This window comes from Methylosinus sp. LW3, assembly GCF_000527115.1.
Classification (GTDB): domain Bacteria; phylum Pseudomonadota; class Alphaproteobacteria; order Rhizobiales; family Beijerinckiaceae; genus Methylosinus.
In genome coordinates this window covers 103344-125443 of sequence record NZ_AZUO01000001.1, presented here as the reverse complement: position 1 = coordinate 125443, position 22100 = coordinate 103344, and the positions used below count along the sequence as shown (strand labels likewise).

At 64.8% G+C, this 22100-nt stretch carries 15 protein-coding genes; 9 read left to right on the top strand and 6 right to left on the bottom strand.

Going from position 1 to position 22100, the window contains the following annotated elements:
* Window positions 1–5: 5 nt before the first annotated feature.
* From tssM to tssI, 6 genes are read right to left on the bottom strand one after another with little or no spacing between them, the layout of a single operon-like run.
* Complete coding sequence (gene tssM, locus METLW3_RS0100605) at window positions 6–3554, bottom strand: type VI secretion system membrane subunit TssM (RefSeq protein ID WP_024878090.1); 3549 nt, start codon at window positions 3552–3554, stop codon at window positions 6–8.
* An 11-nt stretch (window positions 3555–3565) separates the two neighbouring features.
* Entirely contained in the window at window positions 3566–5083 is a 1518-nt protein-coding gene (icmH, locus tag METLW3_RS0100600; RefSeq protein WP_024878089.1) for a type IVB secretion system protein IcmH/DotU, read from the bottom strand.
* Window positions 5080–6420 (bottom strand): type VI secretion system baseplate subunit TssK, encoded by a 1341-nt coding sequence (gene tssK / locus METLW3_RS0100595; RefSeq protein ID WP_024878088.1) that lies wholly within the window; start codon window positions 6418–6420, stop codon window positions 5080–5082. The genes icmH and tssK overlap by 4 nt, the downstream gene beginning before the upstream one ends.
* Window positions 6421–6439: 19 nt before the next feature.
* A complete protein-coding gene (tagH, locus tag METLW3_RS0100590; RefSeq protein WP_024878087.1) occupies window positions 6440–7834 on the bottom strand; it encodes a type VI secretion system-associated FHA domain protein TagH in 1395 nt (464 codons plus the stop codon).
* 46 nt (window positions 7835–7880) lie between these two features.
* Window positions 7881–8447, bottom strand: a complete 567-nt coding sequence (locus METLW3_RS24945) for a hypothetical protein (RefSeq protein WP_024878086.1) — start codon at window positions 8445–8447, stop codon at window positions 7881–7883.
* 10 nt (window positions 8448–8457) lie between these two features.
* Window positions 8458–10293 carry a type VI secretion system tip protein TssI/VgrG gene (gene tssI / locus METLW3_RS0100580; protein ID WP_024878085.1) on the bottom strand — a complete coding sequence of 612 codons (1836 nt, stop codon included), beginning with the start codon at window positions 10291–10293 and terminating at the stop codon, window positions 8458–8460.
* Between the two features lie 49 nt (window positions 10294–10342).
* Here tssI and METLW3_RS0100575 point away from each other — a divergent pair, with 49 nt between their 5' ends.
* The 9 genes from METLW3_RS0100575 (at window position 10343) to tssH (ending at window position 21777) form a co-directional block, all read left to right on the top strand.
* Complete coding sequence (locus tag METLW3_RS0100575; protein WP_198022726.1) at window positions 10343–10945, top strand: OmpA family protein; 603 nt, start codon at window positions 10343–10345, stop codon at window positions 10943–10945.
* A gap of 6 nt (window positions 10946–10951) precedes the next feature.
* Window positions 10952–12514 carry a type VI secretion system ImpA family N-terminal domain-containing protein gene (locus METLW3_RS0100570; RefSeq protein WP_024878083.1) on the top strand — a complete coding sequence of 521 codons (1563 nt, stop codon included), beginning with the start codon at window positions 10952–10954 and terminating at the stop codon, window positions 12512–12514.
* 167 nt (window positions 12515–12681) lie between these two features.
* Window positions 12682–13221, top strand: coding sequence for a type VI secretion system contractile sheath small subunit (tssB, locus tag METLW3_RS0100565; RefSeq protein WP_024878082.1), 540 nt, complete (start codon window positions 12682–12684; stop codon window positions 13219–13221).
* Window positions 13218–14741, top strand: a complete 1524-nt coding sequence (tssC, locus tag METLW3_RS0100560; protein WP_024878081.1) for a type VI secretion system contractile sheath large subunit — start codon at window positions 13218–13220, stop codon at window positions 14739–14741. Before tssB ends, tssC begins: the two co-directional genes overlap by 4 nt.
* A 71-nt stretch (window positions 14742–14812) precedes the next feature.
* Complete coding sequence (locus METLW3_RS0100555) at window positions 14813–15295, top strand: type VI secretion system tube protein Hcp (RefSeq protein ID WP_018267378.1); 483 nt, start codon at window positions 14813–14815, stop codon at window positions 15293–15295.
* A gap of 94 nt (window positions 15296–15389) precedes the next feature.
* Entirely contained in the window at window positions 15390–15962 is a 573-nt protein-coding gene (locus METLW3_RS0100545) for a GPW/gp25 family protein (RefSeq protein WP_083967406.1), read from the top strand.
* 3 nt (window positions 15963–15965) lie between these two features.
* Complete coding sequence (gene tssF / locus METLW3_RS0100540) at window positions 15966–17930, top strand: type VI secretion system baseplate subunit TssF (RefSeq protein WP_024878079.1); 1965 nt, start codon at window positions 15966–15968, stop codon at window positions 17928–17930.
* Window positions 17927–19138 carry a type VI secretion system baseplate subunit TssG gene (gene tssG, locus METLW3_RS0100535; protein WP_051465355.1) on the top strand — a complete coding sequence of 404 codons (1212 nt, stop codon included), beginning with the start codon at window positions 17927–17929 and terminating at the stop codon, window positions 19136–19138. Before tssF ends, tssG begins: the two co-directional genes overlap by 4 nt.
* Entirely contained in the window at window positions 19135–21777 is a 2643-nt protein-coding gene (tssH, locus tag METLW3_RS0100530) for a type VI secretion system ATPase TssH (protein ID WP_024878077.1), read from the top strand. Before tssG ends, tssH begins: the two co-directional genes overlap by 4 nt.
* The last annotated feature ends 323 nt before the right edge of the window (window positions 21778–22100 follow it).

The window sequence follows — 22100 nt, the reverse complement described above, 5'->3', positions numbered from 1 at the left end:
GTCCCTCACAATTGCGTCGGGCAATGGAATTCGGCGAGCGCCGGCAGAGTGAGCGGCTTCAATGTGGAGCCCGCCTGAAAGCCGAAGCTCAGCGTCTGCTTGCCGAGCGAGAAGGTCGCGTTGAGCCGCTCGCCGGCATAGGAGCGGCCGGCGGCGTCGAGCAGGCGGAACAGCGCCCAGCCGCCGAAGCGCTCGAGCACGATGGGCGCCGCCGCCGGCGCCGAGCCGTCCGCCGCGGCGGTCTGGCTCGGCGCGAGCTCGGTGGCGAGGCTCACGGCCGCGCGGCCGCCGCCGGCGCCGGGCCATTGGATCGCGCGCGGCGTCACCGAGGTTCCGGCGACGGAGGTCGCCTCTTGGCCGTTCACCTCGAATTTCGCCGTGCGGCCCGCGCCGCTCAGCGGCGGCGGAAAGACGGTGAGCGCGAGATTGGGCATGTTGCCGCCCGACGGGAAGAAGGCGTCGCGGATCTGCGCGGCGCGCTGAAACTCGCGCAGGCTCGCCGCCGAGAGCCGTGCGGTCAGCGGATATTCCGGCCGGAAACTCCAGGGCGTCTTCGCCGTGTCGACATATTTGGCGAGCGACTGCTTGAAGAAGCTGTCGAGTATGCCACTCGGCCCGAACAGCCGGCCGAATTCGGCGAGGCCGATCTCGCTGGCCGCGCCCTTGACGAAAGGATAGCGCCCCGGCGTCAGCTGCTGGCAGGAGGTCGCGACCTGCTCGCGAAAGGCGCCGGTCAGCCGGATCAGCTCCGAATCGAGCACGGCGCGATCGAAATCGGAGGCCGCGCCGGTGAGCATGGGGCGGAAGGGTTCGGGCAGCCGATCCGCCGTGCCGCGGAATTTCTTCAGCTGCATGGCGAGCGCCGCATTCGCCTGCGGCGAATTCTCCGGCAGAGTCGCGCCGACGACGAGATTGTCCTTTATGTCGTTCAGCTCGGCGAGCAATTCGTCGATCGGCTTGCGCGGTCCCGAGCCATCCAGCCAAATCTGGAAGGGGACGAAGCGCTTCTCGATCTCCTCGCCCGGCGGACGGTCGCCGCGACCAGGGAAGAGGTCGCTCAAAGCGATCTGCGGCGCGGCGGCGCCTTCCTTGGCCGGCGCTTCCTTGCGCAGCTTGCGCTCCTTGGTGAGAGACGTCTCCTCGACGACAGATTCGAACAGCGCCTTCAATGGCGAGTTGGAGGCGGTCGCGGCGCCGAGCGCGCGATATTGCGGCTTGTCGGCGTTGAGGCGCTTCATCTTCAGCCGGGAGAGCGCGCTGCGCCAGCCGGCGTCGAAATCGCGGCCGTAGAGCGCGAGCAGATCATTGCCGAGCGAACGATATTCGTCGCCGAGCGTCTCCTCCTCCCCCGGGCGCCCGAGCACCCAGCGCTCCTTGCGCACGCGGTCCGAGATGCCCGGCAGCCCGCGCAGAAAGGCGCGCCGGAAACCCTCGTAAGTGTAGAAGCCCGGCACGCGGATCGAGTCGAGATCCTTGCCGCTCGTCTCCTCGAACAATTGATCGAACAGAAGACCGCCGGCGCCCGGCGCGGTCCAATCGGCGATGTCGAGCGTGCGCGCTTCGGACTTCAGCAGCTGATAGGCGCGCTCGGAGAGCTTCAAGCGCGCGAGAGTCTTCTGGCTCTCGTCGATGAGCGTCTGATTGGGATGGACGAGCAGCTCACCATTGTCGAGCTCGAGCATGGCGTCGAGATGCTGCTCCAGCGCCTTGGCGTTGTCGGCGAGCGGACCGCGGAAGAGATTGTCGCGCCAGTCGCGCCGCTCCCATGCGAGGATCGCCTCGCGATCGACGGGCGTGCGCGCATGGCCGAGCATCAGATAGACCTTCAGCGCCTCATAGATGAAGCCCGGATCGTCGCGATGCTCCTCGAGCAACTCCTCGAGGCGGAACAAGAGACGCGGCCGCAACAGACGCTCGAGCGCGAGGCGATAGGAAGCGACGGAAGCCTCGACGAGACGCGGCCGCTGGCCGAAGCCCAATCCTTCGAAGAAGGATTCGGGATCGCCCCGATGGGCGTAGCCGGTCGGCGCGTCGCGCAGCTTCTGCAACAGGCCGAGAATCTTGCCATAGTCGCGATCCTCGACGACCATTTGCCGCGTCAACGGATAGGCGGCGTCCGCCGCATATTCGCGCGCCAAAGTCTGCGCGGTCGCCGTCAATTCGGCATTGGCGGCGTAACTCTTCCACATCGCGAAGCCCGCGCCCGTGCTGATGAGCGCGATGAGCGCGAAGGCGGCCGTCTTCAGGACGAAGCCGCGCCGCACCGCGCGCGGATCGGTCGACACCCAGGCGGCCTCGCCGATAATGACCTTCTCGACGAGATCATAGAGAAAGAAGCTCTTGCCGAAGCCGCGGAAGCCGATGCCGCCGACATCATGCGCGCCGAAATTCTTGACCAGCGCATTGATGAGCTGATCGATCGGTGTGCCCTCCTGCGTGCCGGAGGTGAAATAGAAGCCGCGCAGATTGGCGTTGGAGTGATAGCGCGTCGGCTCGAATATGGCGTTGAGGAAATCATGCACGGGACGCTTGAGCGCCGCCATTTGCGCGGGGAAGCCGTAGAGCGCCACGCGATTGGCGGGATTGGGCTCCTCCTGCAAACGGTCGAGCATGTTCTGATTCAGACGCTCGATCAGCGCATCGAACTCGCGCGGAATATCGGCGACGAGATTGAGCTTCTTGTCCGCCGTCTGGAAGGTCGCGCCGAAGACGCTCTGCAATTTGTCATTGTCGAGATTGGCGAAGAATTCGGTGAAGCCGGCGACGAGATCGGCTTTGGTGAAGACGGCGTAGACGGGAAAATCCACCTTCAATCGTTCGTGCAGCTCTAGCAGGCGGGCGCGAATGGCGCGCGCATGGGCGGCGCGCTCCTCGCGCGAGCAGAGCAGCAGATCTTGAACGCTGATCGCCACCAGCACGCCATTGATGGGCTGGCGTGGGCGATGCTTTTTCATGAGATCGAGAAAGGAGAACCAGCTGCGCTTGTCGAGCGCGGCGTCGGAATCCTGCGTCGTGTAGCGGCCGGCGGTGTCGATGAAGACGGCGTCCTCCGCGAACCACCAATCGCAATAGCGCGTGCCGCCGGCGCCGGCGATCGCCTCCGGCGTCGCGCCTCCCGCGAGCGGAAAACGCAGGCCCGAATTGACCAGCGCGGTCGTCTTGCCGGCGCCGGGCGGGCCGATGATGACATACCAGGGCAGATCGTAGAGATAGGTGGCGCCGCCCTTCGCGGATTTCTTCAATGTCGCGAGCGCGTCCTTCATGCGCTCGTCGAGCACGATGGAATCGTCTTCCGCCTCGGCCTCGGCGACGCCATCGGCCAGCGATGCGGCGTTCTTGCGCCGACGCCAGAAGGAGAAGCCCGCGACCGAGGCCGCAATGGCGACGATCAGCACGATGACGATGTCGCGCACGATCTCATTCTCGAGCGGGCGCCAGCTCCCGAAGGCGATGAAAGGCCCGGCGAGATAGATGATGCTCGAGATCGACGCGAGGCCGAGGCCGAGCAGAATGATGCGGACGATGTCGCCCTTGACGCCGGGCTTCTCGGACATTGGGAGTTTCCTCAGTCTATGCGGCTGATGAGCACTTCGACGCGCCGATTGAGGCGCCGTCCGGCTTCATTGGCGTTGTCTGCGATCGGCTCGGACGGGCCGCGGCCGGCCTCCGAGACGCGCGAAGGATCTTTGAGCAGAGGCTTCAGCAGCGCCGCGACGGCGCGCGCGCGCTCCTCCGACAGACGCTGATTGTCGCGGAACGGATTGAGCGGGCTCAAGGGCTGATTGTCGGTGTGGCCGATCACTTTGATCGGCCCTGTCTCGCCTTCGATCGCGCGCGCGATGCGCTCGGCGATGGGCGAGAATTGCGGCAGCACCGCCGCCTTGCCGGATTGGAACAGAACCGCGTCGCCGACCTTGATCTGCACCCATTTGCCATTGCAGGTGACGCTCACGCCGTCGCCCACTTGCTCGCCGATGCGCTTGCATTGCACGGACGGTTTCGGCGGCGGCTCCACGCGCGGCAGATTCAGCCGCTCTTGCAAGGCGATCTTGGTGGAAGGATGCAGCGTCTCGATTTCCGCGGCGACCGATTCGCCGATTCCGCCGAGCTTTGCGCGGAGGCCAATGAAGACGCCGAAGAGCAAGAGCGTCGCCACCGCCGCGCTCGCCCATACGGGCAAGACGAAGCCTTTGCGGCCGAGCGGCAGCGCCTGGCCCTTCCAGCGCGGCGAGAGATCGAGCACTTGCTTCGGCCGCACGCGGCGCAGCAGCTCATAGAGATTGCGCTGGATGTATTGCAGCTGATTGGGTCCGCCCTCGGCGGCGCGATATTGGCCCTGAAAGCCGAGCGCGAGGCAGACATGCTGCAATTCCAGCACGTCGAAATTGGCGCTCGGATCGCGCTGCAGCCATTCGAGCTGCTTGAAGAAATTCACGCCGCCGAGACGCTCGCCGAAGAAGCGCGAGGTCATGCTGTAGCGCGTCCACAAATGGCGGTCGTCGGTCGGTATGTTCTGCACGATGTCGTCTGCCGTCGCGCAAATGAGATATTTGGCGACGTTCGCCTGCTCCGGCGTGACGCCGGCGCTGCGGATATCCTTGTCGAAAAAGGCGACGGCTGCGGCGACCTGCTCGAGCAGGCTCTCGAGATCGGCGCTGAGCGCGGCGACGCGCAGCCGCCCGAGCAGATGCAGCAGCGGGCCGGCGGCGCGCAATATGGGATTGGGATGCTGCGCGACGAGCGCGTCGAAATCCAAATCCTCGGCGCGCTGCAAGGGCGCGGCCGCCTGCTGCTGCTGCCCGCGGCCCGTCACCCAGGCGTCGGGCGCCGGCGCGCGTGGCGCGCTCGCGGTCTCGAAGGGCGAGGGCGCGAATTGGCCGTAAGGGTGCTCGGCCGGGCGCGGCGCGCCGAAATCTTGTTGCGGAGCATAGGCGGGCGCCGTCTGCGGCGTGTAGCCGGGCGTCGGCGGAGCGGGCGGGGGCGGCGCGGCGGGGCGCGGCGGCGGGCGACGCCCGCCGGGATTGGGCTGAAAGACCGTGCGGTCGCCGCCGGAGGAGCCGAAAGGATTGTCCTTGTCGCTCATCTCTTATCCTCCCGAATGGCCCAGAGCTCGAGCTCGAGATCCGGCCAATCGCCCGAGAAATGCAGGCCGATCGCGGCGGCGACGCTGAAATCGGGCCACAGCGGGCTCTTCTTGTCGATGTAGAAATACACATGATCGCCGAGCAGGCGGATCTGCGGCGGCGGCGACGGCCGATGCACGATCGGCACGCCGGGGAGATTGTAATGCACGATCTCGTTCATGCGCGTATCGGGACCGATCTTCAGCAGATTGGGAAATTGCATCTGTATCTCGCTGAGCGGACGCCGCGACGACACTTCCAGATAGAAGGAGGCGTTCTGGAACAGCGAGCGATCCTTGATCGGCGATTTGAACGCGTTGGGCGCGAGCTGCTGCAGCTCGAGGCGAATGGCGCGATGATCGGCGTCCTTGCTGAGGAAGTCCTGCAGATCGCGCAGCACCGGCTCGAATGTGTTCTTCAGACTGTCGTGGTCATAGGCGCGATAGCTCGGCGCGCGGCGATCGGCGGCGCAGAAAGTGGCGAGCTCGCCGGCGAGCGAGACGAGGAACACATAGAGCCGCTCTGGATGCAGATGATTGGCCGTATGCTCGAAATGCTGGAGCGCCGGTATAGCGCGATTGAGCGTCTGCAGCAGCAGATAGTCGCGATTCTGCAGGCCGCCGCCGGCGGTGGGATCGGCGGCGTAGCGCGCGATGGATTCGAGCTTGTTCTCGATCCAGCCGATGACGCGATTGAGCCAGCCGACGACGACGTCATGCGCGCGGCAGATCAGCACGGTCGGCGCGAATTCGGGATCGAGCAGCACGGCTCCGTTCTCGATCTTCACGATGCGCGCGATGGGTAGATTATTGTAGCCGCGCTTGCGCTCGCTCTCGAGATGCAGCTCCATGCGCGGATGCGCGACCTCTATCTCCTCCTCCACGCGCAGCTCGGATGTGGAGTCGATGAAGGTCTCGGAGGCATGGAAATAGCGGCTCGCGGAAACGCTGTCGCGCCGCGCCACCTCGCGCGTGTTGGGCGAGGCTTCCGGGAAGGCGAGCCAGACGATGCGATTGGCGATCTTGTCGTCGATCGGCAGAGGCTCCGGCAGCTCTTCCTTGCCCTCTAGCTGAAAGGGCGTGCCGTCCTGCATCACGCCCCATGCGGCCTCCAGCCCGAACTTGCCGCGCTGCGCGAGACCATGGTCGATGTCGAGGCGCGAGAAGCCCCAGGAGAAGGGCGCGAGATTGCGCGTGCGGGCCGTCGTCGCCCATTCCAGATAGCGGTCGCCCTGCTGGAAGTGGTGCGGGCGCAGGAACAATCCTTCGCTCCACACGACCTTGCTGCGCCAAGACATTTGCTCCCCCTGTGTATTTTTATTTCCGGGCGTCGGCCCGGTCGTAGCAGTCGGCGAAATTGCGCATGAAGGCGTCGGCGAGCTTGTCGCCCGAGCGCGGGCTCATCGCCGTCCAGCGCTCGACATAGCGGTCCCACAGCCGCGCCTTGCGCGAGCCGACCAGCGAGGCGATGCCGCTGTCCTTGCCCTGCGCTCTCTCGAGGCTCGCGGGATCGAGGCTGTCGCTCAGCATGCGCATCGCCTCCTGCATGGCGGCGTAGGTGCGCAGCTCATGCGCCTTCACATCGACGAAGGCCTGGGCGAAGGCGGGGCCGGCGGAGAGATAGCCCGGCCGCGGCGGACCTAGCACAATGCGCAGCGCCTCTTCCGTCGTCGGCGCGAATTTCAGCGGGTTGTTGCCCTGCGCCTCGATGATCGTATGGCTGGCGCTGCGCGTCAGCCGCTTGGCCTCGGCGCGGGCGCGCAGCAATTGCCGCGTCTCCTCGGCGATGAGCCGCGTCAGCGCTCCGAGCTGCTCGCCGAGCTGCGCCGGCGTCGCGCCGGCGAAGGTCTGCTCCGGCAGGTTCAGCGCGCGCGCAAAGCTCGTCAGAAATTCGGCATAGGCGCCCTCGGTCCCCGGCGCAGCGGCGGCAGGGGTCGGCGGCGGAACGGGCGCGGCGGCGATCGGCGCAGAAGCGATCGGCCCAGGTGCAGCGAGAGGCGCAGGGGCGGCGAGAGGCGCGACGGAAGGCGCCGGAGCTGGCGGAGGCGAGCCCCAGTCGACAACGGGCGCGGGAGTCGACGCGGCCGGCGACGGCGCGCCCCAAATGTCGTTCGGCGCGGCGAGTGGAGCGGCCGCGGCCGGCTGTGGCGGCTCGCCCCAAAAGGAGGCGGGCGCGGGGTCGGCGGAAGGTCGGCGCGGGGTCGGCGCTATCGGCGTCGCCACATCGGCGACATGGTCGATCCAATCGGTCTGCGGTCCGGGGTCGAGCCGGCGCGGATCGAGCGAGCGTGGATCGATGGGGGGCGGCGCCGGCTCCGAGGAGCTCCAGAAATCGTCATAGGCCGGAACCGGCTGCGTCGACGAGACGGCGGCGGGCTCGAGGGCGGGCGCGTCGCCCTCCACATGCGCCACCACGACATATTCGCCGATATAGAGACGATCGCCATCGCGTAGCCGATAGGGCGATTGCACGCGATTGTCCGGATGATTGACGAAGGTGCCGTTCATCGAGACATCGGTGAGATAATAGCTGCCGTCGCGCGGCGCGATCTCGCAATGGCGCCCCGAGATGAAATGGTTTTCGTCCGGCAGGCACCAGTCGAGATGCTGATTGCGGCCGATGTCGATGCTGCGGCGGCCTTCCGCGACATAGGTCAGCGGGCCGCCGTCCGGCCTTCGGCTGAAATTCTCGATCGTCAATGTCAGGCGCATTCCCCGATGGCTCCCTCAGCGGGCCGCGAGCCCGCGCCTCATAGCGTCACGACCGTTGAAGATCGCCGAGCGCGCAACGCAGCGCCGCCTCTATCCATCCGGTCTCGACGGCCTCACGGCGATCCCCCGCAATGGCGCCGAGCGCGATCAGCACCGCTCCGCGCGCCGCCTGCGCCGTGGCCTGCGGCGGCGGCTCCAGATAAAAGGCGGGATCGGGCGAGACATTGCCGCCCGACCATCCCGCCGCTTGCGCGACCCAGGCCGCGGCCAGCGATTTTCGCGCCTGCGCGGCCTCCTCCAGCGCGCGCCGGCGCCGCGCCTCGCTCGGCTCGCTCACCCATTCCTCCGCCGCCTGCAGGCAGCGCAGCGACACGGCGTCCGCCGGCTCCGTCTGCCGCACGCAGCGCGCCGCCCACCACACCGCCTCGCGCCGCGCCAGAAGATAGGCGCAATAGGACAAGGCCGCGCGACGATCGCCCTCCTTGGCGAGACGGGAGACGAAACCTGCGGAAGGCTCCTCGCAGCTCTCGATTCCGACGTCGACCTCCGCCGTGGGAAAAGCGGCGTAGAGGTCGCGCACGGTGGCGAAGCGTATCTTGCTCGGCGCGCTCACCCTCTCCCCCTCAGTTCAGATCGATCTTGGCGGCGGACAAAGCGATCGCCGTCGAGCTGATCTCGATCTTGCTTGGCGTCAGCTTGATCGAGCTCGCGCCCGTCTTCAGCGTGATCGTGTCGCCGAGCGATTCGATCGTTATGCTCTGATCGACGGTCGTGGCATCCTTGCCGCCATGAATCGTCGTCTTGCGCGAGCCGGACTCCAGCGTCAGCTCGTCGCCGCCCTGCTTCAGCGTCGTCTTGCGCGAGGCGCCGCCGCCGGAGAACGCCTCGCCGATCTCGGTCGTCTCGGAATTGCGAATCACCACCTCGTGATCCTTCTCGGCGTGCATGCGGATCTTCTCCGAGCTCGCCTTGTCCTCGAACATGAATTCATTGTAGCCGCCATGGCCCTTCGAGGAGTCGGATCTCAATCCCGACTGCGTGTTGTTGTCCGGCAGCCGATAAGGAAATTTATTGCCGCCATTGTAGACGGCGCCGACGACGATCGGCTTGTCGGGATCGCCCTCCAGAAACTCGACGACCACCTCCATGCCGATGCGCGGAATGAATTGCGCTCCCCAGCCAGGGCCGGACCATAGCTGCGCGACGCGCATCCAGCAGGAGCGCTTGTCCTCGCGGTCCCAATGGAAGCGCACCTTGATCATCCCATGGCCGTCGGGATCGGTGTCGATCTCCTCGCTGTCGGCGTCCTTGTCGCGTGCGACCACCTTCGCCGTCTGCGGCCCATGGACGAGCGGCCGTGGCGTCACCAAGGGCGCGCGAAACACGCGATCGACCGGCTGAAGCTCGTAATTGCCGTGATAGGGCTGACGCCCGTCGAGCCCGCCTGCGGAGCGAAACGCCTCATCGGCGAAATGATGCGAGCAGCGGACGATGAGATATTGCTTGTTCTCCGCGCCGGTCGGATGGCGCTCGAGCGTGGCGAGCCCGCCTGGAAAGAGATTGGCCGCCTGGCCGGATGCGTAGCGGCGATAATCGATCGCCTGCTCGGCGCCGAGCCTTGCGTCCGCATAGAGGCGCCCGTCGTTCGCATTCTGATATTTGCCGGGATAATCGTAATATTCGTAGGTCGTCGCGCGCGCGTAGCGCTCGGAGCCCTGCGTCGTGGCCTTGAGATTGGAGCCGGGCTCGCGAAACGCATAATCGCGCAGCTCTATCTTGCCGGTGCGGAAGCGCCGCTCCGACGACCAGGAGAACAGCGCCTGCTCCTGCTGCGTGAGGCCGGCCAGCGCATTGGCGAAGATGATGGAGGCGCCGCCCTCTATCGCCTGATGCGAGGAGCGCGAGTCGGACAGAACCAGCGTGTGCGCGCCTTGCTCATGCTTGAAGTAATAATAGATTCCGTGCTGCTCCATGAGCCGCGAGACGAAATCGAAATCGGTCTCGCGATATTGCACGCAATAGTCGAGCTTCGGATAGTTGCCCTTGGTCGCGTTCTCGATCGTTATGTTGCGCTCGCCGAGCACGTCGGAGACAATGGCGAGCGCGGACTTGTGATGAAAGATCCGGCAATTGGTCGTGCGCGTCAGCAGCCATAAGGCCGGCCGCAGCACGAAACGATAGACATAGAGATCCTCGAAGGCGCCGATCGCCTGCGCTTCCGCGACGATTCCGTTGAAATGACGTTTCGGACGATCGAGCAGCGTCAGAGCCACTGTGCAGTCGCGGCCGAGCAGCTGATCGAAATCGACATTCGCATCGGGACTCACCGTCTCGATGCGAATCTCGAACAGCTCGCTCAATCCTTCCGTCGCGTCGAGCGCCGTGATCGCGAGCTTGTCCTTCCCCAATGGAGTGGACAGGATTGCGATGCGGCCGTCCTGAATCAATATCTCAGACATGGTGCATCCGAAGCTCGAAACGGTCCAGGAAAGCGAAACGGGTAAGCCCTTGACGATACGTAACGGCAAAAATAGTGTCGAGAAGTATTTTTGCGCCGAGGACGACATATTGGGACGCAAGCTTCTTCTCGCTCTCGCATTGTCGGCGGCCGCGGCGTGCGCGCCGTCGACTCTTAGCCGCGCCGATGACGCGCCGGCCTATTCCGCATCGGATATCGTTCGACATTTCGCCGCGGAGCCGTCCTTCGGAGCGTCGCGCTCGCTGTGCATCGGCGCAGCGGCGGATTGCCCCGGCGATGCAGAGAAAGCCACGCGGAGCGAGAGCTTCGACCTCGAGGTGACATTCGAGCTCGGCTCCGATCGGCTGACGGCGCCAGCGCGCAAGAATCTCGACGAATTCGCCAAGGCGCTGCGCGATCCGGCGCTCGCCGTGCGACATTTCCATGTCGACGGACATACGGATGCGCGCGGCCGCGACGAGACCAATCTGCGGCTGTCGCAACGTCGCGCCGAAGCGGTGCGCAACTATCTGGTTTCGGCGGGGATCGACGGCGCGCGGCTCAACGCGCAGGGCTATGGCCGCACGCGGCCGAAGGCGCGCGATCCGCTCGACCCGGCCAATCGCCGCGTCGAAACCCGCGCGGAGGATTGAGCCGCCATGGCGATCGTCGATCCGGCCTTTCTGTCGTCGCCCGTCACCGAGGCGGACCCTTGCGGTCCCGATCTCGACGAGAACGGCGACGCCGCTTTCATGAATTTCTTCGCCTTTGCGCCGTTTCAACTTCCCGAGACCTTCTTTACCGACGGCCGGCCCTTCGACCCGACCGACAATGAATTCCGAGAAGCCATAGAATACATACCGGCGATGCTCGCCGATGTGATGAAGCGCACACGCGATCTGCGCCTCATGGTTTTTCTGGCGCGTCTCGCCATACTCAAGCGCAACCTCGACGAGTTCGTCGACACGATCGCAGCCATGGCGACCTTGCTGGAGCGCTATTGGGACGGCGTGCATCCGCGTCCCCGCGACGGATCGGTGAAGGCGCGCGCCGATATTCTCGATGAGCTCGACGTCTCCGTCGTGACGATCTCGCTGCAATTCGTCACGCTCCACACGGATCGGCGCAAGGGCATTGTCGCCTTTCGCTCAACCGTGCTCGCCGAGCAGGAAAAGGCGGCCGAAGGCGCGGAGGGCGGCGAGAAGCCCGCGGGCGGCCGCATAGCGGCGATGACGCAGGAGCAGATCGTGCGCACCCTCGCCGACGCCGGCGAGGAGGTCGTCGCGGCGACGCGCGCCAGCTTCCAGCGCCTCGAGGCGGCGCTGAAAAATATTCGCGCGCGTTTCGCCGAGCATACGAGCGGCGCGGAGACGCCGGAATTCGGCGCGCTGCTGAAGGTCGTCGGCGGCGTGCTGACGTTCTTTTCCTTGGCGTTTCCCGATCCGACGGCGCCGGAGCCGGAAGACGGAGAGGAAGCAGGCGGGGAGGCGCAGCGCGGCGCCATCGGCTGCGCCGCGGACGCGCGCCGCGCGCTCGATGCGGCGAAGGATTATTTCTGCCTCTTCGAGCCGTCCAATCCGGCCCTGCCGCTGGTCGCGCAGGCGATTGCGCTGCAGGGCAAGACATTCATCGAGGTTCTCGCGGCTCTGCTGCCCGACCGCCATTCCTATGCGCAATTTTCGATCGGCGGCGAGAATGCGTTCAAGCTGGCCATCGCGCCGCTCGGCGACATGACGCCGACGCGCGCCGAATATTTCGACGAACGCCAGACGCCGCGCAAGACGCGCCGCCGCGTGGCGCCGCCGGCGCCGTACGAGGAGCCGGCGCCCTTCGAGGAAGAGCGACCGGAGCCGGAGAATATAGAGCAGGAGGCGCCGGCGAGCCCGGAGGAGCCGGATGCGGCGATGAGCGACGCCGCGCAGGACGGATACGCGGAATCGAGCGAGATAGAGGCCCCGGCTCCGATCGTCTTCGCCGAGCCGGGGCAGCCCGAGCCCCAGCAGGAGGCGATCGAATATGCCGAGGATTATGAGATCGACGCTCCGAGCTTCTCGGCGACGACGCGTACGCATGCCTTGCTGCTGCTGGACGACATAGCGCGCTACTTCCGCATCGCCGAGCCGTCGAGCCCGATTCCTTGCCTCATCGATCGCGCCCGCGCGCTCGCCGACAAGGACTTCATCGCCGTGCTCGGCGCCGTGCTCGAACGCGAGGAGAGCTGACGGCCGTCGCAAGATTGACATGAGTGTGCGCCATCACACAGCGATTTTAAGTGGTTCGATGAGTATACGGAGGGCAGCGCGAACACGAGCCGACTCGGCGCGTCCACGGCTTGACAGATTCGCGATGCTCGGCTTCTCTATCGCGAATTCATAAAGGATAATTGTATATGGCGAAGATGAGTGGGCAGAAATTCATCGCGCGCAACCGCCCTCCGCGAGTTCAAATCGAATATGTCGATCCGACCGCCGACGAGAAGGTCGAGCTTCCCTTCGTGATGGGCGTGCTGGCGGATCTCTCCGGCAACTCGCCCGGCCACGGCAAGGAAGACTTCGACAAGGGAACAGCGGCGACCCGCAAGTTCGTCGAGTTCGACATGGATAATTTCGACGAGCGCATGAGCTCCGAGCATGGCGTTCGTCCGGGCGTCAGCTTTCACGTCGACAACAAGCTTTCCGAGCAATCGGGCGAGAAGCTGAGCGTGAAGCTCGATTTCAAGAGCATGGCCGATTTCAGCCCCGCCGCCGTCGCCAAGCAGGTGCCGGTGCTCGCCGAGCTGCTCGAGGCGCGGCAGAAGCTCGCCAATCTGCGCGTCTATATGGACGGCAAGGACGCCGCCAACCAGCAATTGCGGGCTCTGCTGAAGGACCCGCAAAAGATGGAAGCGCTTAAGGAATTCCTCTCGGCGACGCAATCGGGCGACAAATGAGCGAGGCGCAAGTGACCACAGAGCTCACACAGACCGAAGCCGCTGTCGCCACGACGGGCGGCGAACTCGACGAATTTCTGCAATCGCTGAAGCAGAGCTTCAAGCCGCCGAAGGACGAATCGGCGGCCAAGGAGCAGAATGCGCGCGTCCAGGACGCGATCTCGATCTTCGTCAATCAGGCGTTGTCCAACACGGACGCCGTCATCAAGGACGATGTGCTCGACACGATCGAGCGGCTGATCGCCTCCATCGACGAGAAGCTGACGGCGCAGCTCAACGAGATCATCCACGCCGAGGAGTTTCAGAAGATCGAGAGCGCTTGGCGCGGGCTGCATCATCTCGTCTACAGCTCGGAGACGGACGCGACGCTGAAGATTCGCGTGCTGAATATCTCCAAGACCGAGCTCTATCAGCATCTGAAGGACTACCCAAAAGCGAAATGGGATCAGAGCGAGCTGTTCAAGAAGGTCTATGAGGAAGAATATGGCCAGCTCGGCGGCCAGCCCTATGGCGCGCTCGTCGGCGACTATTATTTCAGCCATCATCCGACCGATGTGCAGCTGCTGCGCGATCTCAGCAAGATCGCCGCGGCCGCCCATGCGCCCTTCATCACCGCCGCCGATCCGAGCCTGATGCGCATGGACAGCTGGAACGAGCTGTCCAATCCGCGCGACATCGGCAAGGTTTTCGACACGCCGGAATATGCCGCCTGGAAGAGCCTGCGCGATTCGGAGGACGCCAAATATCTCGGCCTCACTTTGCCGCGCGTGCTGGCGCGCCTGCCCTATGGCGCGGCGTCCGAGCCGGTCGAGGAGTTCGGCTTCGAGGAAGACACGGACGGCCACAAGGGCGAGAATTACGCCTGGATGAACTCCGCCTATGCGATGGCGGCGAACATCACCCGCGCCTTCAAGGACCATGGCTGGTGCTCGCGCATTCGCGGCGTCGAATCGGGCGGCGAGGTCGAGGATCTGCCGACGCATACTTTCCCGACCGACGATGGCGGCGTCGATCTCAAATGCCCGACGGAGATCGCCATCAGCGACCGCCGCGAGGCGGAGCTGGCCAAGGCCGGCCTGATGCCGCTCATCCATCGCAAGAACACCGATCGCGCGGTGTTCATCGGCGCGCAATCGCTGGCGCGTCCGAAGGAATACAATAATGACGCGGACGCCACCGCCTCCAGCAATCTCGCGGCGCGCCTTCCTTATATGTTCGCAGTGTGCCGCTTCGCACATTATCTGAAGGTCATGGTGCGCGATAAGATTGGCTCCACCAAGGAGAAGGAGGAGCTGCAGAGATGGTTGCAGAACTGGATCGTCCAATATGTCGATGGCGACCCGACGAACTCGTCCGACGAGGTGAAGCGCAAGAAGCCTCTCGCCGGAGCGAAGATCACCATCGTCCCGAATGAGGAAAATCCAGGATATTATTCCGCGACATTCGAGTTGCGGCCCCATTATCAGCTGGAAGGCATGAATATCGGAATGCGCCTCGTTTCCCGTCTCCCGATCAAATAGGGAAGACGGCGAGGATCGCGAAACGCGATTTCATGCATCGATCTTTCGAACGCGATCAAAGGATATAGACAATGGCTACCGATATTTTCCTCAAGTTCACTTCCAAGGTCGAAGGCGAATCTTCCGACAGCAAGCACAAGGGCGAGATCGAGATCTCGAGCTATGGATTTGGCGTGACCAACCAGGGCACCTCTGGTCACGGCGGCGGCGCCGGCGCCGGCAAGGCGGATTTCCAGGATCTGCATTTCACCAAATCCGTCGACAAATCCACGCCGAACCTTCTCAAATTCACCGCTGAGGGCAAGCATTTCGAGGAGGCGCTGATCACCGTCCGCAAGGCCGGCGGCGGCCAGCAGGAATATCTCAAGATCACGCTCAACGATGTGTTCATCACCTCCTATCACAGCGACGGACACAGCGGCGCGGTGCCGTCGGAGAGCTTCACGCTCAACTTCACCAAGGTGAAGCTGGAATACAGCCCGCAGAAGGCCGACGGCTCGCTGGAGCCCAGCATCAGCGGCGGCTACAATGTGAAAGAGAACAAGTCGTTCTGACAATGAATGACGTGTCGGCGGCGCTCGCGCGACGGGGCCGCCGACCGTATGTCGCATCGCTCGCCGCTACGCGACGCCGCGCGGGAAAAGCTCAATGACCTCCTCGACGACGAGCGTTCGCCCGGCGGACCGGCTCAGCCCGCCTCTCATGCATGTGTTTCGCGCCGCGAATCGCGACCGCCGCGAGCAGGCGCGCGAGACGGCAAGACGCCAGGCGCTCGCCCGCGAGGGCGGAACGCCGGAGCCGGAGCGCAAGACGCGGCCGCAGCGCGCCCCCATCAATGAGCAGGAGCTGAAGGCGGAGGTCGAGCACGACGTCGCCGCGCTGATGAATCACGTCTCGATGGATTCGACGATCGATCTTTCGTCCTTCGCGCGCGTGCGCGGCTCCATCCTCAATTACGGATTCCCCGATCTCGCCAATCGCACCATGGACGAGCTGGAGGCGCGCGATCTCCATGGCGAGATCATTGCCGTGCTGAAGCAATATGAGCCGCGCCTCATTCCCGGCTCGGTGCGCGTCACGCGCGACCGCTCGCCGGAGGCGCTGCAGGAGATTCGCTATATCGTCGACGGCCATCTCCTCTGCCAGCCGCTGAACGTTCCCATCGAGTTCGTCGCCAAATTCGAGGAAACGACGGGCAAGCTGCATCTCACGCGGCGCTGAGCGATGAATCGCGAATTCCTCGATCTCTATAATCGCGAGCTCGATCTCTTCTACGAGCACGCCGCCGAATTCGCGGAAGAATATCCAGAGATCGCCAAGCGTCTCGGCGGGCTCATTCGCGACCGCACCGATCCCATGGCCGCCGGCCTTCTGGAAGGCGCGGCCTTTCTCGCTGCGCGCGTGCAATTGAAGATCAAGCACGAGTTTCCCGAATTCGCCAATAATCTCTTGGAGCAGCTGGTTCCGCATTATCTCGCGCCGACGCCCTCCGCCATGCTGGTGAAGGCGTTGCCGAAATATGGCGACTCCGCGCTCGCCGACGGTCGCCTGTTTCCGCGCGGCTCGCAGATCGACGCCACCTATCTCGAGGCGGATAAGGAGATCGCCTGCCGCTACACGCTGACGGCGCCGATCCGCCTTTGGCCCTTCTACATAAAATCCGCCGAATATTTTACCAGCGCCGCCGCGCTGCAGCCGCTCAAGATCAATGTGCGCCGCGAGACGGTCGCCGGCATGCGCATCACGCTCGCCGTCGCCGCGACGTCGGACCCCGCCGATGACGCGCGCGAGAAGGCCGCGCCGCCGCAACCCTGGTCGCTGTTCAGCGACAATAAGGCGACGGAGCTGCCCTTCCATCTCGCCGGCGCCGAGGCGCACGCCAATGCGATCTATGAGCAGATCTTCGGCCATTGCACGGGCGTGTGGTTCCGCTACGTCGACGCCAATAATGACGCCACCGTCATAGAGGCGCCGAAGGACTGTCTCCGGCAGCTCGGCATGGATGAGCAGGAATCGCTGCTGCCGCGCGACGATCGCATCTTCCGCGGCTTCGATCTGCTGCATGAATATTTCATGTTCTCGCGCAAGTTTCTCGGCTTCGAGCTCGCGCTCGATCGCGAGAAAGTGACGAGCCGCCTACCCTCGCGCGTGATCGACATCATCTTCGGATTCGACGAGGTCAATAGCGCGCTCGCCGCCAGCGTGCAGAAGGACATGTTCGCGCTCTATGCGGCGCCGGCGGTCAATCTCTTCGAGATGGCGACCGATCGCGTCTCCATCAAAGCCAATCAGCACGAATATCATGTCGTGCCCGACAAGAGCCGCTATCTCGATTATGAGCCGCATCGGCTCATCGACGTCTTCGCGCATTTTCCCGGCAGCGTCGAGAAGCGTCCCGTGCGGCCGCTCTACGCCTCATCGACCGATCTGCGCGAGAAGAATGCGCTGCAATACACCATTCGCCGCACGCCGCGCCGGCGCACGATCGAGGAGAAGCGCTACGGACCGGCGGGCGATTATTTCGGCACGGATCTCTTCATCTCGCTGAGCGACACCGGCGCGCTGGACGAGACTATCGGCGTCGCGGAGCTGAGCATTCGCGCGCTCTGCTCCAACCGTCATTTGCCCGAGCATTTGCCGATCGGCCAGAACCGCGTCGACTTTCGCCTCACCGATGACGTCGAGCTCGATCTCGTCTGCGTCGCCGGTCCGACGCGGCCGGGCGAGCCGCTCGTCTCCTATCAGCGCCGCCGCGCCGAGACCGCGCATATGGGGACCGTCTCCTGGCGGCTCATCAATATGCTGAGCCTCAATCATCTCGGCCTCACGGAACGCGAGGCGGGCGATAATGCGCGCGCGCTGCGCGAGATATTGACCACATTCACAGAGCCCAATGACGCCGCTGGCGAGAGGCGCGTGCGCGGCGTGCTGTCGGTGGACAGCCGGCCGGTCGTGCGGCGCATTCGTTGCGGCGGCGGCGTCGGTCCGGCGCGCGGCACGGAAGTCAGCGTCACGCTGGACGAGAAGGCCTTCGAAGGAACCGGCGCCTTTCTGCTCGGCGCGATCCTCGATCGCTTCTATTGCGAATATGCCGCCTTCAATCATTTCACCCAGCTCGTTCTGCGAACGACCGAGCGTGGCGAGATCATGCGCTGGCCGGCGCGGCTCGGCGCGCGGAGGGCGCTTTGAGCTATTTCGAAAAAATGCGGCGCGAGCCCTGGCGCTATGATTTTCTCGACATGATGCGCCGCGTCGAACGCAGCCTCGGCCAGCGGCTCGAGGGCGACAGCGTGTTCGCGCAGCCGCGTCCGCGCATCGGCGACAGCGCCACGCGCCGCGACGAGGTCGTGCGGCTCGGCTCGGAGCAATTTGCGCGCGAGGTCGCCGTCTCCTTCGGGCAGGAGGCCTGGATGGCTTTTCCAGGCTCGACGCTGCGCGAGATCGCGCCGCGCTGGAACCGGCCGCTGCCGCCCGCCGACGTCATTGCGCGGGCGGAGACGCCCGCCGAGCGCGTGCATATCGTCTCAGCCTTTCTCGGCCTGCTCGGCCCGCAGGGGCCGCTGCCTTATCATCTGACAGAGGAAGCCTTCGCCTATGTGCAGGCGGAGGATACGTCCTTCGTCCATTTCCTCGATCTCTTCAACAATCGCTTCATCCAATTGTTCTTCCGCGCCTGGGCCGATTCGCGTCCCATCGTGCAGGCGGACCGGCCGGAATATGATCGCTTCGGCGCCTATGTGACCTCCATGATCGGCGTCGGCTCGCAGGCCTTCGACACCACGCCGGCGAAGCATGATGGCGCGCGCCGCGAGAGCTTCATACCGGAGGGCGTCGGGCTCTATGCGGGCTTGCTCGGCCCACAGGTGAAATCGGCCTCGCGTCTGCGCCAAGCGATTCGCGGGATGCTGCACGTCGAGATGGAGATCGATGAATTCATCGGCTCCTGGCTGGAGTTCGACGCGCGCGAGCGTTCGCATCTCGGAGGCCGCAACAGCACGCTCGGCGTGGATTTCCTCGTCGGCGCCGCGTCCTTCAGCGTGCAGGACAAGATTCGCGTGCGGCTGTTCGTCGCCGATATGGCGCAATATCGCAAATTCCTGCCGGTCGGCGACGATTGCGATCGGCTCGTCGATATTTTGTTTTTTTACGTCGGCGACGAGATCGATTGGGATGTCGAGCTCGCCGTGCCGGCGCGCTGCGTCGAGCCCATTCGGCTCACATCCGATTCCGCCGCGGGGCCTGCGGGCGGCGCGCGGCTCGGCTGGACGAGCTGGCTCGTCGACGAAAATGCATCGAGGAAAGACGGCTATCGGGCCGATGCGCGTTTCCAGCCTGCGGAGCGCAAGAGGCATGAGCGCGAAAAAGCCAGACGCGAAGCGGAGGCGATGAAACCATGACCGACATTGGACTCGAGACAGTCACCGGCAAGCTCAATCTCGTCGGCTTCGAGACGATCGCCAAAGCGCATCGCCAAGCGAAAAGCCTCGGCAATCGCTATGTCGAACTCGCCCATTGGCTGCTGCATATGCTGGAGAAGACCGGCTCCGACGTCGATGTGATCGCCGATCATTTCAACCTCGATCGCGCCAAGCTGCTCCTCGACGTGGAGCGCGCGATCGGCGCGCTGACGCCGAGCCAGACGGAGACGCCCTATTATTCCGGCGCGGTGATCGAGGCGCTCGACCGCGGCTGGCACTATTCCACGCTCTTCTTCGCCGAGGCGCAGATTCGCACCGGCCATGTGCTCGTCGGCGTGCTGAAGACGGATCGGCTGCGCGCCGCGCTGCTCGCCGTCTCGCGCGAATTCGGCAAGATCGCCGTCGATGCGCTGCTCGACGAGCATAAGAAGATTCTCGCGCGCTCGGACGAAGAGAATCTTCGCCCCATAGACGGGAGCGGCCTCGCGCCGGCGAGCGGCGGCGGCGGCGGCGCGGCGGGCGATACGCGCGGCCAGACGGCGCTTGATCGCTTCTCGCAGGATTTGACCGCGAGAGCGCGCTCCGGCGAGATGGATCGCATATTGGGCCGCGACGAGGAGATCCGAAAAATCGTCGATGTGCTGATGCGTCGGCGGCAGAATAATCCGATCCTCACCGGCGAGGCCGGCGTCGGCAAGACGGCGGTGGTAGAAGGATTCGCGCAGGCGATCGTCTCCGGCGACGTGCCGCCGCCGCTGCGCGACGTCACTTTGCGCGCGCTCGATGTCGGGCTGCTGCAGGCCGGCGCGTCGATGAAGGGCGAGTTCGAGCAGCGGCTGCGCTCCGTCATCGACGAGGTGCAGAAATCGCCGAAGCCGATCATTCTCTTCATCGACGAGGCGCATACGCTGATCGGCGCCGGCGGCGCGGCCGGCACGGGCGACGCCGCCAATCTGCTGAAGCCGGCCCTCGCGCGCGGAACTCTGCGCACCATCGCCGCGACGACCTGGAGCGAATATCGCCAATATTTCGAGAAGGACCCGGCGCTGACGCGGCGTTTCCAGCCGATCCAGATCGACGAGCCGGACGCCGCGCGCGCGGCGGCGATGCTGCGCGGCATTCTCGCGCCTATGGAAAAGCATCACGGCGTGCGCATTTCCGACGCCGCGATCACGGCAGCCGTCGCTCTGTCGCAGCGCTACATCCCCGCGCGGCAATTGCCGGACAAGGCGGTGAGCCTGCTCGACACGGCGAGCGCGCGCGTCGCCATCAGCCAATCGACGACGCCCGCCGCCATCGCCGACAAGCGCGTCGAGATCGACCATCTCGCGCAGGAGAAGGCGTCGCTGCTCGCCGATCGCGATCTCGGCGCCGACACGCGCGCGCGGGTCAATGAGATCGACGATGCGATAGCGGCGGCGAAGGACAGGCTCGGCCTGCTCGAGAGCGCATGGGACCACGAGAAATCCATCGTCGAAGACGTGCGCTCGCTGCGCGAGATTCTCGGCCAGACGGAAGACGAAGCCGCGCAGGAGAACGAGCGCGCGAAGCTGACGGAAAAGCTCGGCGCATTGGCCGCGCTCGATCCCGAGACGCGCGTCATTTATCCGCATGTCGATGAGCAGGCGGTTGCCGCCGTCGTGTCGGACTGGACCGGCATTCCGGTCGGGCGCATGGTGAAGGACGAGATCGAGAACATCCTTCGCCTGCCGGAGATATTGAACAAGCGCGTCGTCGGCCAGAGCCATGGCCTCGCGATGATTTCAAAGCGCATCGAGACCAATCGCGCGCGGCTCGACAATCCCAATAAGCCGATCGGCGTCTTCATGCTGTGCGGCCCCTCCGGCGTCGGCAAGACCGAGACGGCGCTGGCGCTCGCCGAGGCAATCTATGGCGGCGAGCAGAACATCATCACCATCAACATGTCGGAGTTTCAGGAGGCGCACACGGTCTCGACGCTGAAAGGCGCGCCTCCCGGCTATGTCGGCTATGGCGAGGGCGGCCGGCTCACCGAGGCGGTGCGGCGCAAGCCCTATAGCGTCGTGCTGCTCGACGAGATCGAGAAAGCGCATCCCGACGTGCATGAGATTTTCTTCCAGGTCTTCGACAAGGGGCAGATGGAGGATGGCTCGGGGCGGCGCATCGATTTCAAGAACACGCTCATCATCCTCACCTCCAATGTCGGAACCGATCTCATCATGGAGCTCGGCGCCGATCCCGCTTATCACGACGATCCGGAAGCGCTCGCCGCCGCGCTGCGGCCGGAGCTGCAACGCGTCTTCCCGCCGGCGCTGCTCGGGCGCATCGTCACCATTCCCTATTTCCCGCTGTCGCCGGATATGTTGTCCGGCATAGTGCGGCTGCAATTGAACCGCATCGGCAAGCGCATCGAGGAGAATCACAAGGCGGCCTTCGTCTATGACGACGCCGTGGTCGATCACATCGTCGCGCAATGCAACGATCCCGATTCCGGCGGGCGCATCATCGACAACATCATCACCAACACGCTGCTGCCGTCGCTCTCGCGCGAATTCCTGAAGCGCTCGCTGGCGAAGGAGGAGCTGCGCGAGGCGCGGGTGACGGTGAGCGCGGGGGCGTTCGGCTTCGAATGGAGATGAGCGTCCGCCCGAGCGGACGCGATAATTCTCGGTGAGAGCCGACCTCCGGATCGCCTCGGCGGGCTTGTGGCCGAGGCAGGGCGCTCGGGTGAAGGTTTCCTCATCCTGAGGAGCCGCGAAGCGGCGTCTCGAAGGACGAGGAAACCTTCATGCGCTGCCATCTGGAGCTCCCCCTCGTGCTTCGAGACGCCCGCTTCGCGGGCTCCTCAGCATGAGGAGGAGGATTATCGTCCTACACCCGAGCGCCCTCATGGCCAAGGCCGCGGCTCTTGACGCAGCCCCAAAAATGTCGCATTTGAGCAAAGCTTTAGCAACAGAATAGA

Excerpts from the sequence above, each read along its gene's own strand:
- tssM (WP_024878090.1), bottom strand. The coding sequence starts at position 3,554 with ATGTCCGAGAAGCCCGGCGTCAAGGGCGACATCGTCCGCATCATTCTG.
- icmH (WP_024878089.1), bottom strand. The coding sequence starts at position 5,083 with ATGAGCGACAAGGACAATCCTTTCGGCTCCTCCGGCGGCGACCGCACG.
- tssK (WP_024878088.1), bottom strand. The coding sequence starts at position 6,420 with ATGTCTTGGCGCAGCAAGGTCGTGTGGAGCGAAGGATTGTTCCTGCGC.
- tagH (WP_024878087.1), bottom strand. The coding sequence starts at position 7,834 with ATGCGCCTGACATTGACGATCGAGAATTTCAGCCGAAGGCCGGACGGC.
- tssI (WP_024878085.1), bottom strand. The coding sequence starts at position 10,293 with ATGTCTGAGATATTGATTCAGGACGGCCGCATCGCAATCCTGTCCACT.
- METLW3_RS0100570 (WP_024878083.1), top strand. The coding sequence starts at position 10,952 with ATGGCGATCGTCGATCCGGCCTTTCTGTCGTCGCCCGTCACCGAGGCG.
- tssB (WP_024878082.1), top strand. The coding sequence starts at position 12,682 with ATGGCGAAGATGAGTGGGCAGAAATTCATCGCGCGCAACCGCCCTCCG.
- tssC (WP_024878081.1), top strand. The coding sequence starts at position 13,218 with ATGAGCGAGGCGCAAGTGACCACAGAGCTCACACAGACCGAAGCCGCT.
- METLW3_RS0100555 (WP_018267378.1), top strand. The coding sequence starts at position 14,813 with ATGGCTACCGATATTTTCCTCAAGTTCACTTCCAAGGTCGAAGGCGAA.
- METLW3_RS0100545 (WP_083967406.1), top strand. The coding sequence starts at position 15,390 with ATGACCTCCTCGACGACGAGCGTTCGCCCGGCGGACCGGCTCAGCCCG.
- tssF (WP_024878079.1), top strand. The coding sequence starts at position 15,966 with ATGAATCGCGAATTCCTCGATCTCTATAATCGCGAGCTCGATCTCTTC.
- tssH (WP_024878077.1), top strand. The coding sequence starts at position 19,135 with ATGACCGACATTGGACTCGAGACAGTCACCGGCAAGCTCAATCTCGTC.